Source organism: Frigoribacterium faeni, assembly GCF_007988805.1.
Lineage (GTDB): Bacteria > Actinomycetota > Actinomycetes > Actinomycetales > Microbacteriaceae > Frigoribacterium > Frigoribacterium faeni.
This window is the reverse complement of sequence record NZ_BJUV01000018.1, coordinates 20,719-36,350: the sequence shown is the minus strand read 5'-3', so window position 1 is coordinate 36,350 and position 15,632 is coordinate 20,719. Positions and strand designations below refer to the sequence as shown.

The 15,632-nt window shown below is 74.3% G+C and carries 16 protein-coding genes; 14 read left to right on the top strand and 2 right to left on the bottom strand.

Going from position 1 to position 15,632, the window contains the following annotated elements; genetic code table 11:
- The first annotated feature begins 125 nt into the window (after positions 1-125).
- The 14 genes from FFA01_RS09910 to FFA01_RS09845 all read left to right on the top strand — a co-directional run bounded on the left by FFA01_RS09910 (position 126) and on the right by FFA01_RS09845 (position 14,018).
- Positions 126-992 carry an NAD(P)-dependent oxidoreductase gene (locus tag FFA01_RS09910; RefSeq protein WP_146855622.1) on the top strand — a complete coding sequence of 289 codons (867 nt, stop codon included), beginning with the start codon at positions 126-128 and terminating at the stop codon, positions 990-992.
- A gap of 154 nt (positions 993-1,146) precedes the next feature.
- The gene (locus tag FFA01_RS09905) at positions 1,147-2,232 is read left to right on the top strand and encodes an alkene reductase (RefSeq protein WP_146855619.1); all 1,086 of its coding nucleotides are present in this window, start codon (positions 1,147-1,149) and stop codon (positions 2,230-2,232) included.
- A gap of 233 nt (positions 2,233-2,465) precedes the next feature.
- Complete coding sequence (locus tag FFA01_RS09900) at positions 2,466-3,551, top strand: septum formation family protein (protein ID WP_146855617.1); 1,086 nt, start codon at positions 2,466-2,468, stop codon at positions 3,549-3,551.
- 117 nt (positions 3,552-3,668) lie between these two features.
- Entirely contained in the window at positions 3,669-4,304 is a 636-nt protein-coding gene (locus tag FFA01_RS09895) for a CDP-alcohol phosphatidyltransferase family protein (protein ID WP_146855616.1), read from the top strand.
- A 294-nt stretch (positions 4,305-4,598) separates the two neighbouring features.
- Positions 4,599-4,952 carry a hypothetical protein gene (locus tag FFA01_RS09890; protein ID WP_146855614.1) on the top strand — a complete coding sequence of 118 codons (354 nt, stop codon included), beginning with the start codon at positions 4,599-4,601 and terminating at the stop codon, positions 4,950-4,952.
- A gap of 4 nt (positions 4,953-4,956) precedes the next feature.
- Positions 4,957-5,982, top strand: a complete 1,026-nt coding sequence (locus tag FFA01_RS09885; protein WP_146855612.1) for an FAD:protein FMN transferase — start codon at positions 4,957-4,959, stop codon at positions 5,980-5,982.
- On the top strand, positions 5,982-6,554 hold the full coding sequence (locus FFA01_RS09880; RefSeq protein WP_146855609.1) for a ferric reductase-like transmembrane domain-containing protein: 573 nt from the start codon (positions 5,982-5,984) through the stop codon (positions 6,552-6,554). Before FFA01_RS09885 ends, FFA01_RS09880 begins: the two co-directional genes overlap by 1 nt.
- Positions 6,551-8,206: an NADH-ubiquinone oxidoreductase-F iron-sulfur binding region domain-containing protein gene (locus FFA01_RS09875; RefSeq protein ID WP_146855607.1), complete on the top strand. Its 1,656-nt coding sequence runs from the start codon at positions 6,551-6,553 to the stop codon at positions 8,204-8,206. The genes FFA01_RS09880 and FFA01_RS09875 overlap by 4 nt, the downstream gene beginning before the upstream one ends.
- Positions 8,203-8,472, top strand: a complete 270-nt coding sequence (locus FFA01_RS09870; protein ID WP_146855605.1) for a ferredoxin — start codon at positions 8,203-8,205, stop codon at positions 8,470-8,472. The genes FFA01_RS09875 and FFA01_RS09870 overlap by 4 nt, the downstream gene beginning before the upstream one ends.
- A 186-nt stretch (positions 8,473-8,658) precedes the next feature.
- Complete coding sequence (locus FFA01_RS09865) at positions 8,659-9,825, top strand: FecCD family ABC transporter permease (protein WP_244289790.1); 1,167 nt, start codon at positions 8,659-8,661, stop codon at positions 9,823-9,825.
- On the top strand, positions 9,822-10,946 hold the full coding sequence (locus tag FFA01_RS09860) for a FecCD family ABC transporter permease (RefSeq protein ID WP_146855603.1): 1,125 nt from the start codon (positions 9,822-9,824) through the stop codon (positions 10,944-10,946). Before FFA01_RS09865 ends, FFA01_RS09860 begins: the two co-directional genes overlap by 4 nt.
- Complete coding sequence (locus tag FFA01_RS09855) at positions 10,943-11,881, top strand: ABC transporter ATP-binding protein (RefSeq protein WP_146855601.1); 939 nt, start codon at positions 10,943-10,945, stop codon at positions 11,879-11,881. Before FFA01_RS09860 ends, FFA01_RS09855 begins: the two co-directional genes overlap by 4 nt.
- A 34-nt stretch (positions 11,882-11,915) precedes the next feature.
- Positions 11,916-12,926, top strand: a complete 1,011-nt coding sequence (locus tag FFA01_RS09850; protein ID WP_146855599.1) for an ABC transporter substrate-binding protein — start codon at positions 11,916-11,918, stop codon at positions 12,924-12,926.
- Positions 12,927-13,061: 135 nt separating this feature from the next.
- A complete protein-coding gene (locus tag FFA01_RS09845; RefSeq protein WP_146855597.1) occupies positions 13,062-14,018 on the top strand; it encodes an SDR family NAD(P)-dependent oxidoreductase in 957 nt (318 codons plus the stop codon).
- 9 nt (positions 14,019-14,027) lie between these two features.
- On the opposite strand, the gene FFA01_RS09840 is transcribed toward FFA01_RS09845, so the two are convergent.
- On the bottom strand, positions 14,028-14,768 hold the full coding sequence (locus FFA01_RS09840) for an aminoglycoside 3'-phosphotransferase (RefSeq protein WP_146855595.1): 741 nt from the start codon (positions 14,766-14,768) through the stop codon (positions 14,028-14,030).
- A 73-nt stretch (positions 14,769-14,841) separates the two neighbouring features.
- A complete protein-coding gene (gene aqpZ / locus FFA01_RS09835) occupies positions 14,842-15,624 on the bottom strand; it encodes an aquaporin Z (RefSeq protein ID WP_146855593.1) in 783 nt (260 codons plus the stop codon).
- Positions 15,625-15,632: the final 8 nt, after the last annotated feature.

Here is a 15,632-nt window from a genome sequence, read left to right as displayed (position 1 = left end):
CCCACGGAGCCGAGGAGGCGCGGGTCGGGCCGCGAGCGTAGGTTCGGTGACCGACGGGGCAGCCTGCCACCGCCGGACAGCAGAGACGACGCGGGCCAGCGGGCCCGGGAGGAGCGGACGAGACGATGAGGGTCGCGGTACTCGGCACGGGGATCATGGGTCAGGGCGTCGCGCGCTCGCTGACGCGCGAGGGGCACGACGTCACGGCGTGGAACCGCACGCGGGAGAAGGCCGAACCGCTCACGGCCGACGGCGTCGCCGTGGTCGGCACCGTCGCCGAGGCGGTGACGGGCGCCGACGTCGTCCTGCTCGTCCTCTTCGACGGCGACGCGGTGCTCGACGTGCTCGACGCGGCCGCCTCGAGCGCTCCGGCCACGGCCGTCTGGGTGCAGGCGAGCACCATCGGGGTCGAGGCCACCGGGCAGGTGGTCGAGAAGGCGCGATCGGCGGGGGTCGACCTGATCGAGGCGATGATGCTCGGCACCAGGAAGCCCGCGGCCGAGGGGAAGCTCGTCATGCTCGCCGCCGGCGCCTCCGACCTGGTCCAGCGTGCGCGGCCCGTCCTCGACGCGATGGGCGCCAAGACGATCGCGGCGGGCGACACGGTCGGCCAGGGCACCGCGCTGAAGCTCGCCGCCAACGCGTGGATCGCGAGCGTCACGGCGGCGACAGCGCAGTCGGTCGCGCTGGCCGAGTCGCTCGGTCTCGACCCGCAGCTGTTCCTCGACGCCATCTCGGGCGGACAGGCCGACACCCCGTACGCGCACATCAAGGGCGCGACCATGATCGCAGGCGACTACCCGACCCAGTTCGCCCTCGACGGCCTGCGGAAGGACATCGACCTGATGCGCGCCGCCGCCCCGTCGACGTTCGACCCGACGCTGCTCGACGCCCTCGCGACGGTCTACGCCTCCGCCTCCGAGCGCGGACACGGCTCCGACGACATCGCGGCCGTCCGCGCCGGCTTCGACGGCGGTCGCGACCGCGACTGACCCCTCGCCGGCGGGTTCCGCGGTGCCGACCTGTGAAGGTGCTGCGGACCTCGGGCGGTGACCCGCGCCTCCGGAATGCCGTCGACGTGTCGTGGGTTCGGTCCGGGGTGCGCCTCGTCGCACGTCGACATCCCCCCGACGAAAGGACCCCCCTGTGGACCTGTTCTCCTCCGCCACCTTCGGCGACCTCGTGCTCTCGAACCGCGTCACCATGGCGCCGCTGACCCGCGTCCGCGCGAGCGAAGGCGACGTGCCCGGCGACCTCCCGGTCGAGCACTACGGACAGCGGGCCACGCTGGGCCTCATCGTCACCGAGGGCACCTGGCCCACGCAGGAGGGCAAGGCCTACACCGGCCAGCCCGGCATCGTCACCGACGAGCAGGTCGCCGGCTGGAAGCGCGTCGCCGACGAGGTGCACGCCAAGGGCGGCACCATCGTCATGCAGGTCATGCACGGCGGTCGTGTGTCGCACCCCGAGGTGACCGGGACCGACCGCATCGTCGGGCCGAGCGCGGTCGCCATCGACGGCGTCGTCCGCACGCCCGAGGGCAAGCGCGACTTCCCGGTGCCGCACGCCCTGACCGTCGACGAGGTCCAGCAGGTCGTCGCCGACATCGTCACCGCGTCCAAGCGCGCCGTCCTCGAGGCCGGCCTCGACGGCGTCGAGATCCACAGCGCCAACGGCTACCTGCTGCACGAGTTCCTGTCGCCCGTGTCGAACGTCCGCACCGACGACTTCGGCGGCAGCCCCGCGAACCGCGCCCGCCTCGGCATCGAGACCGCGACCGCCGTCGCCGACGCCATCGGCGCCGGCCGCGTCGGCATCCGCATCTCGCCGATGCACAACATCCAGGACGTCGTCGAGACCGACCTCGACGACGTCACCGCCACGTACGACGCCCTCGTCGACGGCCTCGCCCCCCTCGGCCTGGCGTACCTCAGCGTGCTGCACTCCGACCCGCGGGGCGAGCTCGTCCAGCGTCTGCGTCGCCGCTTCGACGGCAACGTCATCCTGAACAGCGGGTTCGGCACGGTCACCGACCTGGCCGAGGCTCGCGACCTGGTCGAGGGCGGCCACGCCGACGCCGTCGCCGTGGGCCGTCTCGCCATCGCCAACCCCGACCTCGTCGCCCGCTGGGAGCGCGGCGCCGAGCTGAACGAGCCGAACCCGGCCACGTTCTACGGCGAGGGCGCCGAGGGCTACACCGACTACCCCGCGCTGGAGTCCGTCACCCGCTGACCCGGCACCGGCCCGCCGACCTCCGCGTCGGACGGCCGCCCCGGGCGCCTCGCGCCCCGGAACCGCCTCGCACCCCGGCGTCGCGCACGAGCACTCGTGTCCGACGCCGGGGTGCGGTCGTCTCCGGGGTGCCTTCGCCCGGGCCGTCTCCCATCGCGTTCTCGCCCGGTCGTCTCCCGGGGTCCTTGCGGCCGGACCGCCTCCCGGGGTGTCCGCACCCGGGGGCGGATACGATGCCCGAGCGGCACCGGATCGGCCGCGAGGAGAAGACCGTGACGTACTCGTACCTGCCGCCGCTGTTCGAGCAGCTGGCCGCCCGCCTCCGGCAGGCTCTGCCCGGCATCGAGATCGCCGGTCGACAGTCCGACTACGCGCCGGGCTCCGCGACGCTCCGCATGCGACTGGGGCATCGTCTCTACCTCGACCTCGCCGACGACGGACGCGACTGGTTCGTCGCCGGCCTCTCCGCCGACGACACGGGGATCACCCCGGTGGCCGACCGCTCGGTCGACCGGCTCGGGCTGCCGCTCCACAGCGACCAGTCGCTCGTCGCGGAGGCGGTCGTCGCATCGATCTGGCGCTGGGTGGACGCGGTGGGGCCGGGCGAGGCGGACGCCCCCTTCGTCTCGGGTCGCCGACCCGCGCCTCCTGCGATCCCCGCCCCCGCCGCGTTCGGCGTGGCGGCCCCGGCGCCGTACGTGCCCCGGGATCAGGCGTACGGTCCCGACCCGTCGTGGGCCCCGTCGCCCGAGGGCAGCGGCCGACCCCTGCGCATGCGGCGTCGCGGACCGCTCGTGGCCGTGGTGGCCGTGGTCGTCATCCTCATGCTGGGGCTCTCGTCGGTGGGGCTGATCCGGGCGGTCCGAGGGGCGATCGACTCGGCCGGCGGCACCGGCACCGGAGCCGGGGTCGACAGCGGGAGCGGCACCGGCGGCGGAACGGGCTCGGGCACCGGCACGGCCGTGGGCGAGCTCCGCCAGGGCGACTGCTTCTCGTTCGGCGCCGGCACGACCGGGGGAGTCGTGGTCGAGGTCGAGCGCGTGGCGTGCACCGCCGAGCACGAGAGCGAGATCTTCTACGAGACCGATCTGACCGACGCGACGTTCCCCGGCGTCGACGCGCTCGCGACCGAGTCCGACGATCTCTGCTACGAGGCGTTCCCCGCGTTCGTCGGCGTCGACTACGAGGACTCGGTCCTCTCGTACGACTTCCTGCAGCCGACCGAGGAGGGCTGGGCGGCGGGCGACCGCGAGGTCAGCTGCTACCTCTACGTCGAAGGCCAGGTCGTGTCCAGCAGTCTGCGCGGCTACGGCGGCTGACCGGCCGGGCCGGCCGGGTCCGCCCGAGGGCAGCCGAGGAGGCGCGGGTCGGCCCCGTAAGATCGACCCACTGAGACCGTCGTCGGCCGAGACGACGTCAGCCCGAGAGGACGCCGCGTGACGCTCGTCGACCGACTGTTCCGCCAGGACGAGTGGCGGACCGTGCCGAACGCGATCACGCTCCTCCGGCTCGTGCTGCTGCCGGTCTTCATCGTGCTGATCGTCGACGAGCACTACTGGTCGTCGATGGTGGTCATCGCCGTCGTGTTCCTCACCGATTTCGTCGACGGCTTCGTGGCCCGGCGCACGGGAGCTATCTCCGAGCTGGGCAAGTGGCTCGACCCGGTGGCCGACCGGCTGACCGTGATCGCCGTCGTCGCGGCCTTCGCGCTCGGCGGCCTGCTCACCTGGCCGGTGTTCGTGCTGATCCTGCTGCCCGACGTCGTGTTGAGCCTCGTGTCGCTGGTCGCCTTCGGCGGAGCGTCGTTCCCGGTGACCTGGATCGGCAAGGTCCGGACGGCCTTCATCTTCACGGGGCTGCTCCTGCTGCTCGTCGGCGTGGCGATGATCAGCCAGGGGCGTTCGTCCGGAGCGGACGGGCTCGAGGCCGTCGGGCAGGGTGCCGCGCTGATCAGCTACGTCGTGCTCGTCGTCGGGTTGATCGGCCACTACGTCGCCGCGGTCGTGTACGCCGTCGGGCTGACGCGTCGGCTGCGCGCTCGCCGCGCCGGGCGCGTCGACGACAAGGGGTAGCGCGCGCGAGAGCGCTCGCTCTCGCACGCTCGCTCGCGCTAGCTTGCGCGCTCTCGTTCGCTCGCGCTAGCTCGCGCGCTCACGTTCGCTCGCGCTGGCTCGCGCCCGTCCAGCGCGTCGAGTGGTCTGAAGATGCTCGTCATCCGCGGATGACGAGCATCTTCTGACCACTCGATGCGGGGCGGGCTCGACGTGGAGGTGAGGCGGAGGAGGCGCATGGCGTTCTCATAGACGGCCGAAAGGGTGCTGCGAGGTCGGGGAGGGATGCTCGACTCCACATCGACCGGAGGCCCCATGGACAACAGAACGTCAGGACGACGCCGCGCACGCGGCGTCACCGTCGCCGTCGGGGCCTCGGCCCTCGTCATCACGGCAGCCACGGGCGGGGCCCTCTGGGTCGCCGGGCAGGACGCCGACTCGACGGCGGGCTCGTCGACCAGCACCTCGACCGGCTCGGGTGCCGCAGACGCGAGCTCCGGCACGAGCAGCGAGACGGGCACGAGCAGCAGCGGTTCCGGCACGAGCAGCGACTCGGGCACGAGCAGCGACTCGGGTACGAGCAGCGACTCGGGCAGCTCGAGCGGCAGCGGCACCTCGGTGCAGCCGAGCACCGGCGGCGGTTCCGACGCGACGAGCTCGGGGTCGTGACCTCATGACGACCACGACCACGACCGCCGCGGCCTCGCGCGACTGGACCGTCTGGACGACGACCGCGCGACTCGTGGTGACCGACGCGGCGATGCTCGACCGCGCCTCCTCGATCGCCGACGAGATCACCGACCGCGTGGCCGCCGCGTGCGACCGCTTCTCGACCGAGTCCGAGCTCTCGCGTCTCGCCGACCGGCTGCCCGAGGGCGTGGTCGTGAGCGAGCTGCTCGCCCTGCTCGTCGGCTCCGCGCTCGACGCGGCCGAGATGAGCGCGGGCGACGTCGACCCGACCCTCGGCGCCGAGCTCGCGGACCTCGGTCTCGCGGCCGGCGACGACACCCCGTGGAACACGGCCGAGCCGGAGGCCGGCACCCTCACCGAGGGCGTCACCCTCGCGACCGGGCGGCACCGGGGCGACGTCTGGCGGCAGGTGCGACTGCGCGGGCGCCTCCTGACCGTGCCGGCCGGCGTGCGTCTCGACCTCGGCGCGACCGCCAAGGCCGTGGCCGCCGACCTGATCGCCGCACGCGTCCTCACCGAGCTCGGCTGCGGCGTGCTCGTCTCGCTCGGCGGGGACATCGCCACAGCGGGTCCCGGCGCCACCGCGGGTCCCGGCACCGCAGCGCGGCCCGGCACCGCGGCGGGACCGGCCTCGCGCGCCTGGGAGATCACCGTCCGCGACCTGCCCGCCGACCCGGAGGCGCACGTGGCGATCCCCTCGGGGCACGCCGTCGCGACCTCGAGCACGCAGAAGCGGCGGTGGGTCAGCGGCGGGCGTCCGGTGCACCACATCCTCGATCCGCGTTGGGGTGTGCCGGCGGCACCGGTCTGGCGCAGCGTCAGCGTCGCCGCGCCGAGCTGTCTCGTCGCCAACACGTTCTCGACGGCCGCCGTCGTGCGGGGCCTCCGGGCCGTCCCGTGGCTGCGCGAGCACGGCGTCTCCGCACGACTGGTCGACAGCCGCGGCCGCGTCGTGACCACCGGCGCCTGGCCCGCCGAGCCCGCCGCCGCACCGACGGCGGCCCGCTGATGGACACCGCGCTCTGGGCGCTCGGCCGGGGCACCGGCGTCGCCGCGCTCGTCCTCTTCACGGTCTCGATCGTGCTCGGCGTCCTGACCCGCTCGGGCCGCCCGCTGCCGGGTCTCCCGCGCTTCGCGGTGACCCTCGTGCACCGCGACGTGTCGCTCACGGCCACGGTGTTCCTGCTGATCCACATCGTGTCGCTGTTCTTCGACTCGTACGCGCAGCTGCGCCTCGTCGACACGGTGCTCCCGTTCGTCGCCGCGTACCAGCCGTTCTGGCAGGGCCTCGGGACGCTCGCCTTCGATCTCGTCCTCGCCGTGGCCGTGACGGGAATGCTGCGCAACGTCGTGGGCCGCCGGGTGTTCCGGGTCGTCCACTGGGGCACGTACGTGCTCTGGCCGATCGCCGTCGCCCACGCCGTCGGGACCGGCACCGACGGCAGGTCGGCCTGGTTCCTCACCCTCGCGGGGGTCTGCACCGCAGCGGTCGTCGCCGCCGTGGTGTGGCGTCTCACCTCGCGGTCCGTCGAGTACAGCGGTGTCCGTCTGCCTCACCGCGTCAAGGAGAAGGTCTCATGACGATCCTCGAGTCCCCCCGCGCCTCCACCTCCGGCACCCCCGGCCGTGCGGTGCCGGTCACCCCGCCGCTCGGCGCCCGCCGGCTCTTCGCCGCACCCGCGGCCGACCTCGCGACGCACCTCGCCACGCTCGGCCCGGTGCCGTGGGCGCTCGCCGGCCCCGGGCTGCTCGCCGAGCTCGAGACCTCGGGCCTCGACGGCCGCGGGGGAGCGCACGTCGCCCTCTGGCGCAAGGTCGCCGCCACCCGCGACGCCGCGACCCGCACCTCGTCCGCCCGTGCCGGCGCCGCCCGTACCGGGTCGGGCTCGCCGCTCGTCGTCGCGAACGGCGCCGAGGGCGAGCCCCTGAGCGGCAAGGACGCGACGCTGATCGAGCACGCCCCGCACCTCGTGATCGACGGCGCCGTCCTGGCGGCCGCGACCATCGGGTCGGGTGAGATCGTCCTGTACACGACCGCGCGCCTCCTGCCCTCGTTCGCCCGTGCGGTCGCCGAGCGCGACGACGTCCGACTCGACGAGCGGGCCCCCGGGAGGCGCGGGCCCCGACGACCGGGTTGGCCCACCCGGGACGGACGTCGGGCCGCGTCGGCGCTGCTCGTGCGGCTGGTGGAGGCGCCCGAGACGTTCCTCTCGGGCGAGGCCAGCGCCGCGGTCGCGGCCGTCGAGGGTCGCCCCGCGCTGCCGGCCGACCGGGTGCAGCGCCTCGCGGTCAGCGGCGCGCACGGCCGGCCGACCCTGGTGCAGAACGTCGAGACTCTCGCGCACGTCGCCCTCATCGCGCGGTTCGGCGCGGCCTGGTGGCGCTCGATCGGACCCTCGGACGATCCGGGGACCCGCCTCGTCACCGTGAGCGGCGGTGACGGCCGTGCGCCCGCGAGCCCGGGAGGCGCGGTGCCCGTCGCCCCCGCCGGTCAGGTCTTCGAGGTGACCGGCTCCCTGAGCCTCCGCCGCATCGTGGCGGCCGCCGGCATCGACCCCGACGGGCTGAGGGCGGTGCTGGTGGGCGGGTTCCACGGAGCCTGGCTGCCGGCCTCGGCGCTCGACGTGCCGTTCACCCGGGAGGCGCTCGCGCCGTACGGCGCCGCCCCCGGTGCGGGCATCGTGCACGCGATCCGCATCGATCAGTGCGGGCTGGAGGCGGCGGCCGGCATCGCGTCGTACCTCGCCGGCCAGTCGGCGCGGCAGTGCGGCCCCTGCCTCAACGGTCTGCCCCGCCTGGCCGACGTGCTCGGCCGACTGGCGCGACGGGAGCCCGCCGCCTGGCTGCCGGCCGAGGTCGCCCGCCTGGCCGACCTCGTCGCCGGCCGCGGGTCGTGCCATCACCCCGACGGCACCGCACGACTCGTGTTGAGCTCGCTGACGGTCTTCGCCGACGACGTCCAGGCGCACCTCGCCGGGCGCTGTCTCGCGGAGCGGGGTGTCGCGGAGCGGGGTGTCGCGGAGCGGGGTTCCGGGGAGCACGGTGCCGCGGAGCGGGGTTCTGGGGAGCACGGTGCCGCGGAGCGGGGTTCCGGGGAGCACGGTGCCGCGGAGCGGGGCCTCGGCGATCGCGGCGTCGTGGAGCGGGCTTCCGCGGAGCGCGGTGTCGCCGAGCGCGGCCTCGGCGATCGCGGCCCGGCCGGACACGCTCCCGTGGCGGGAGCCCGATCATGAGCGCCGTGAACCTCGGCTCGGTGGGGCGGCGCGGCGACCCGGCCCGCGCCTCCCGGACCCTGCACATCGACTGGACCCGCTGCGACGGGCGGGGGCTCTGCACCGAGCTGCTGGCCGAGGTGCTCGTGCGTGACGAGTGGGGGTATCCCGTGGCGGCGCGACAGGCGGCCGGGTCGCGCTCGGACGTGCTGATCCCGGACGGGGCCGACGCCGCGGCCCGCGACGCCGTCGCGCTCTGCCCCCGCCAGGCGCTCCGTCTGCGCTGAGCGCCCGCGTCCGTTCGCGCCCGCTCGCGCCCGCGCCCGCGCCCGCGCGTCGAGTGGTCAGAAGATGCTCTTCGTCGTCGCGCGAAGAGCATCTTCTGACCACTCGAGGTCCAGGCCGACGCGAGACGGCGACCCGGCTCGCGATGGGCGCTGGCCCCGGAGGTTAGGTGAGGCTACGCTAACCTCGTGACTCGTACGGCTCCCGCACCCGCGCACCCGACCGGCGCCCCCGGCGACCCCGGTACCCCAGGCGCCGCAGGCGCCGCCGGCACCCCCGCGGGCGCCGCCGTCACCCCAGGCGCCCGAGGCGCCGAGGGCGCCCCCGTGCAGGCCCGATCCCGCGTGCACGGGAGCCTCGCACCGCGCTCCCGGGGCGTGCTCGCCCTCGCGGCACTCGCCGTCGCCCTCCTCGCGACGGTCGCCGCGAGCCTCGCGCTCGGCAGCAACCTCCTCCCGCTCGGCACCGTGCTGGCCAACCTGATCGATCCGGCGCGCGACGTCGACGCGATCGTCTGGGGCTCGCGGGTGCCGCGCACCGTGCTCGGGGTCTTCGTCGGCTGCTGCCTCGGCGTCGCCGGCGCCGTGATGCAGGGTCAGACGCGCAACCCCCTCGCCGACCCGGGCCTCTTCGGGGTCTCGGCCGGCGCCTCCCTGGCCGTCGTCGTCGGCGTCTACGTGCTCGGCACCAGCTCGGTGCTGACCACCCTGTGGCTCGCGCTCATCGGCGCGGTCGTCGCCAGCGTCGTCGTCTTCACCGTGGCGGCGCTCGGCCGCGGGCTCGCCAGCCCGGTCCCGCTGGCCATCGCCGGATCGGCCGTCTCGGCGTTCCTCGTGGCGGCCACCTCGTACCTCGTGCTGTCCGACGAGTCGACGCTCGCGGCGTACCGCATCTGGGTGGTCGGCTCGCTGTCGGGCCGATCGCTCGACGGGCTGGCGGCGGCGCTGCCGTTCGCCCTCGTCGGGCTGCTGCTCGCGGCGCTCAACACCCGGTCGCTCAACACGCTCGCGCTGGGCGCCGAGCTGGCTCGCGGCCTCGGCGAGAGCCTGCTGCGCGCCCGGCTCGTCGGCCTCGGCGCGATCACGCTGCTCACCGCCGCCGCGGTCGCCCTCAGCGGGCCGATCGGCTTCGTCGGGCTGACCGCCCCGCACATCGCCCGCTCCCTCGTCGGGGGCGACCACCACCGCCTGCTGCCGGCCTCGGCCCTGGTCGGCGCGGTCGTGCTGCTGGCCTGCGACGTGGTCGGTCGGTTGATCGGCGGCAACGCCGAGGTGTCGGTGGGCGTCGTGCTGACGGTGCTCGGCGGGGCCGTGTTCGTCTCGATCGTCCGCCGCGGCAGGCTGGCCGCCCTGTGAGCGCGCCCGTCCGCGCGGGCGTCGGCCCGGCGCCCGACACCGCGCCGTCGCGGCCCGACGCCCGCCCGCCGAGACGAGCGGGGAGTCGAGGAGGCGCGCCCGGCACCTCCCGCCGCACCCGTCTCGTGGTCGCGACCGGCGCCTCCCTCGTGGTGCTCGCCGTCGTCGCGGTGCTGGCCGTCTCGGCCGGGTCGTCGTCGCTCGGCGTGACCGACGTCGTGCGGACCCTCCTCGGCGCCGGGACCCCCGGACAGGAGCTCATCGTGCTCGAGCTCCGCCTGCCGCGCGTGGTCGGCGCCGTGGTCGTGGGGGCCTGCCTCGGGCTGGCGGGGGCGCTGACGCAGACGTTCGCCCGCAACCCGCTCGCGACGCCCGACATCCTCGGCGTCACCTCGGGCGCCGGGCTCGGCGCGGTCTCGGCGATCGTGCTGGCGGGCGGCGGCTACGCCGTCACCGGCGGGCTGCTGAGCTTCGGCGTGCCGGTCGCGGCCGTGCTCGGGGCGCTCGTGACATCGGCGCTCGTCTACGGCCTGTCCTGGCGCGGCGGTATCGACAGCTACCGGCTGATCCTGATCGGCATCGGCATGACCGCCTCGCTCGGCGGGCTGACCAGCTACCTCGTCGCCCGCGCCCAGATCACCGAGGCCGCCGCCGCGACGCAGTGGCTGGTCGGCAGCCTGTCGGGGATGTCGTGGTCGAGCGTCTGGCCGGCCGTCGTCGTCCTCGCCGTGATCGCTCCGCTCGCGGCGACGCAGACGCGGGCGCTCGACGTCAGCCAGCTGGGCGACGACCTCTCGACCGGCCTCGGCGTCGCCGTGCAGCGCCACCGGCTCGCCGTCCTGGTCTGCGCCGTGCTGCTCACCGCGGGTGCCGTCTCGGCCGCCGGGCCGCTCGAGTTCGTCGCGTTCGTCGCGCCGCAGGTGGCCCGGCGGCTGACGGGCACGGGCCGCCCGCCCCTGGTCGGCTCGGCGGTGATCGGCGGACTCATCGTCGTCGGCGCCGACCTCGTGACCCGCACGCTGCTGCCGGGCGAGGTGCCGGTCGGCATCCTGACGGCGATCATCGGGGCGCCGTACCTCATCTGGCTGCTGATCCGTCATCGGAAGGACGAACGCGCATGACCACCACCGGACCCGCCCTCGCCCCCGGCGCCGCGCCTCCTCGGGGGTCGCGGTCGACGGCCGCCCTGCCGGGGTCGGCCACCGCCTCGCCGGGCTCCGCTCCGCCGGGCTCGGCGGCGCTCGAGCTGCGCGGCGTGACGCTCGACTACGAGCGCTCGACCATCTTCGAGGGGCTCGACCTGCGCATCGAGCGCGGCACCGTGACGACGCTGATCGGGGCGAACGGCAGCGGCAAGTCGACGATCCTCAAGGCGTTCGGGCGGCTCCTCACGCCGAGCGCGGGCGTCGTCGAGCTCGACGGCGAGCCGATCCGCGGTCGGAGCGCCCGCCAGGTGGCGCGTCGGCTCGCGATCCTGCCGCAGAAGCCGCTCACCCCCTCGGCGACGACGGTGCGCGACCTGGCGTCCCGCGGTCGCCATCCGCACCAGAGCATGCTCCGCCCCTGGGCGGTCGGCGACGCCGCGGCCGTCGACGAGGCCCTCGCCGCGACCGGTCTCGCGGACCTCGCCGACCGGGACGTCGCGACCCTGTCGGGCGGGCAGCTGCAGCGCGCCTGGCTGGCCCTGGTCCTCGCGCAGCAGGCCGACACGATCCTGCTCGACGAGCCCACGACGTTCCTCGATCTCAGCCACCAGCTCGACATCCTGCGACTGGTGCGGTCGATCAACCGCCGACGCGGGGCGACCGTCGTGATGGTGCTGCACGACCTGACGCTGGCGGCGCGGTACTCGGACCGGCTCGTCGTGACCGGCGGTGGGCGGATCCTCGCGGACGGCGCACCCTGGGAGGTGCTGACGCCCGAGGTGCTCCACGAGGCGTTCGACCTCGACGCCCTCGTCATCCCCGACCCGACGAGCGGGGCGCCGCTGGTCGTGCCGCGCGACCCCGACGAGGGACGCGAGGACCCCGAGGAGCACGATCGGGTAACGGACTAGCGTCAGGAAGTTAGGGCAGGCTACCCTTACTTTTGTGAACATCTCGACGGCGCTCCGCCGCCCCCTCCGCCTCGCTGTCCCTCTCGTCGCCGTGGCCCTGGTCGCCACCGGCTGCTCGTCGTCGGGCGGTGACGACAACGCCGCCGCCGACGCGGACTCCTCGTGGAGCTACACCGACGACACCGGTCGCACCGTCGAGCTCGACCAGCGCCCCGAGCGGGTCGCGAGCTACACCGACTACGCGCTCGGCCTGCTGAGCTACGACATCACGCCGGTCGCCCTGTTCGGTCGCTTCGACGTCGCGAGCGACGAGCGCTTCGCCGACTACGACATCTCGGACACCGCGATCGTGGGGAACTCCTACGGCGAGATCGACCTCGAGGCCCTGGCCGAGACGGCGCCCGACCTCATCGTCACCGGCATCTACCCGACCGACCGCGAGGGCACGCTGGCGACGGACGGCCCGTACTACGGTCTGGCCGACGCCGAGCAGCAGGCGCAGCTCGAGAAGATCGCGCCGGTCGTGGCGATCGAGGTCGGCGGCGCCGGCAGCGACGTCATCGACAGCATCAACACGCTGTCCGAGGCGCTCGGCGCGAGCGACGAGACCATCGCCGCCGCGAAGGAGGAGTACGACGCCGCCGCGGCCGATCTCACGGCCGCCGCCGAGGAGAACGACCTCGAGATCACCTCGATGTACGCCGACGCGGACGGCGTCTACGTGACCAAGCCGATGGACGAGCCCGAGACCGAGCTCTACAGCACCCTCGGGGTGGACTACACGGACCTCAACCCGGACGGCTACTACTACTGGGACATCTACAGCTGGGAGAACGCGGCCGACATGATGACGGGCGACGTCCTGCTCGTGAACAACGAGGGCTTCCAGCAGGCCGACCTGGAGGCGCAGCCGACCTTCGCCTCGCACCCCGCGCTGGCCGCGGGCCAGGTCCACGAGTGGACCGGCGCCGCCCTCGACTACGCCTCGCAGGCGGCGCAGATGACCGAGCTCGCCGGCATCATCCGCGAGTCGAAGCCGCTCTAGCCGCTCCCTCTCGCGCGATCCCGCCCGATCCCGCCCGATCCCGCCCATCGACTGGTCGGAAGATGCTCCTCGTTCCCGAGCGAAGAGCATCTTCCGACCACTCGGCGTGGATCTCGCGCGCGTAGCGTTCACGGCATGACTCGCATCACGACACCGTTCACCGCCGCGACCACCGCCGACGAGGTCGTCGAGGGGCTCGACCTCGCCGGCCGACGCATCGTCGTCACGGGCGCGGCGTCCGGCATCGGCATCGAGACCGCGCGGTCCCTGGTCGCGGCGGGTGCCGACGTGACGCTCGCGGTCCGCCGGATGGACCAGGCCGAGGAGGCGCTGGCCGACATCCGCAGGTCGACCGACGCCGGTTCCGTCCAGGCCGCCTACCTCGACCTGCAGAAGCGCGGCACCCTCCAGGACTTCGCCGATGCGTGGGACGGTCCGCTCGACGTGCTGATCGACAACGCGGGCGTCATGGCCACCCCCGAGACCCGCACGCCCGAGGGGTGGGAGCTGCAGTTCAGCAACAACCACCTCGGCCACTTCGCGCTCGCGAACGCGCTCCGCGGCGCCCTGGTCGAGGGGGCGCAGGCGTCGGGCTCCCCGTCGCGGATCGTGTCGCTCAGCTCGACCGGTCACCACTACTCGCCGGTCGTGTTCGACGACGTGATGTTCGAGCGGCGCGAGTACGACCCGTGGTCGGCGTACGGCCAGTCGAAGACGGCGAACTCCCTCTTCGCGGTCGGCGTGACCGCGCGCTGGGCCGACGACGGCGTGCTGGCGAACGCCGTCCACCCGGGCGGCATCATCACGCCGCTGCAGCGCCACCTGCCGAAGCAGGAGATGATCGACCGCGGCTGGATCGACGCCGACGGCACCCCGAACCCGCGCTTCAAGTCGACGCAGCAGGGAGCGGCGACGTCGGTGCTCGCCGCCGTGCACCCGCTCGTCGAGGGCGTCGGCGCCCGCTACTTCGAGGACGTCGCCGAGGCCGAGCCGTTCCGCGACGACGCACCCGGTCGCGGCGTGAAGGGGTACGCCCTGGACGCCGACCAGGCGGACCGGCTCTGGGAGCTCAGTCAGCGCCTCCTCGGCTGATCCCTCCGATCAGAGGGCGTTCCAGAGCGCGCGGTAGTAGGCGAGCCTGACGGGGTCGGCGGCGATGCCGTAGGCGTCGAGGTAGGTCCGCTCGTAGCCGGGGCCGTAGTTCCACTCGAGGCTCATGGTGGCGACGGCGAGGTCGGCCCAGCGGTCGGCCACGCCGAGGGCGTCGAGGTCGACGTGCCCCGCCCACGTGCCGTCGTCGTGCACGAGGGTGTTGGGCACGCAGGCGTCGCCGTGGCAGACGACCACGAGGTCGTCCGGGGGCGGATCTCCGAGCCGGGGAGGCGCGGTGCGGGCCGTCGCGCTCGTCGCGATCCGTTCCTCCACCGACCATCCGAACGGGCACTCGTCGACCGGCAACGCGTCGTGCAGCAGGCGCAACCCCCGGCCGGCGGCCCGGACCGCGGCCTCGGGGGCGGCCACCCAGCGCGCGTCGACGGCCGATCGGCCGGGCAGGCCCGCGGTGAGGAGGTAGTCGCCGTCGTCGTCGCTGCCGATCTCGAGCACGCGCGGGACGGGGGTGAACTCGGCGGCCCAGCGCAGTCGGAGCTCCTCGGCGTGCAGGTCGAGGCCCGAGCCGTGCGGCGCCCACTTGGCGAAGCGCCGGCCGGGTCCGTCCCCGAGCCGGAACGTGACCCCGCCGGCCTCGTTCAGCCAGACCGGCGTGATCGAGTCGTCGCGGGCGGCGACGCGCACGGCCTTGGGCACCTCGAGGCTGTGCTCGTCCGGATCGGGGATCGTCATCGTGCTGCGAGCGTACGGGAGGGACGGGCCTCGCGGTGCGAGTCGGGCCGAGGCGCTCAGCCCCGCAGGCGCGTCAGGCCCGGCGGCGGAGGACGCGGTGAGCGAGACCTGCGAGGCAGGCTCCGGCGAGGGGAGCGACGAAGAAGACCCAGACCTGGCCCAGGGCCGTCGGACCACCGTAGAGGGCTGCGGCGAGCGAGCGCGCCGGGTTCACCGAGGTGTTGCTGACCGGGATGCTGACGACGTGGATCAGGGTCAGGGTGAGTCCGATCGCGAGAGGCGCGAGGGCCTTGTACTCGTCCTTGGCCGTGACCGAGAGGATCACGCCGACGAACACGGCGGTGAGCACGATCTCGGTGACGAGCACGGCTCCCAGGCCGAATCCACCGGGCGAGGAGGCGCCGAAGCCGTTCGAGGCGAAGCCCGAAGCCCGAGCTGCGGTGAAGTAGCCGGCGGGCCCGTCCGCTGCGACGAGGGCGATCACGCTCGCCCCGGCGGCGGCTCCCACGAGTTGCGCGACGACGTAGCCGGGGACGTGCGACCACGAGGTCCGTCCCGCCAGGGCGAAACCGACCGTCACGGCAGGATTGAAGTGCCCACCCGAGATGTGGCCGACGGCGTAGATGCCGGCCATCACGCTGAGCCCGAAGGCCAGAGCGACTCCGAGGAATCCGACGCCGAGCGTGTTGGCCTCGTCCGGGAACGAGGAGGCGAACACGGCCGTCCCCACGCCTCCGAGGACGAGGAGGAACGCGCCGAAGGCCTCCGACGCGTACCGCGCCCACGGTGTGTAGATCTCGGCGTGTCGAGTCCGCTGTTCTGTGGTGGCACGGCTGACGGGGGCGTTGCGAGGCATGAGGGACT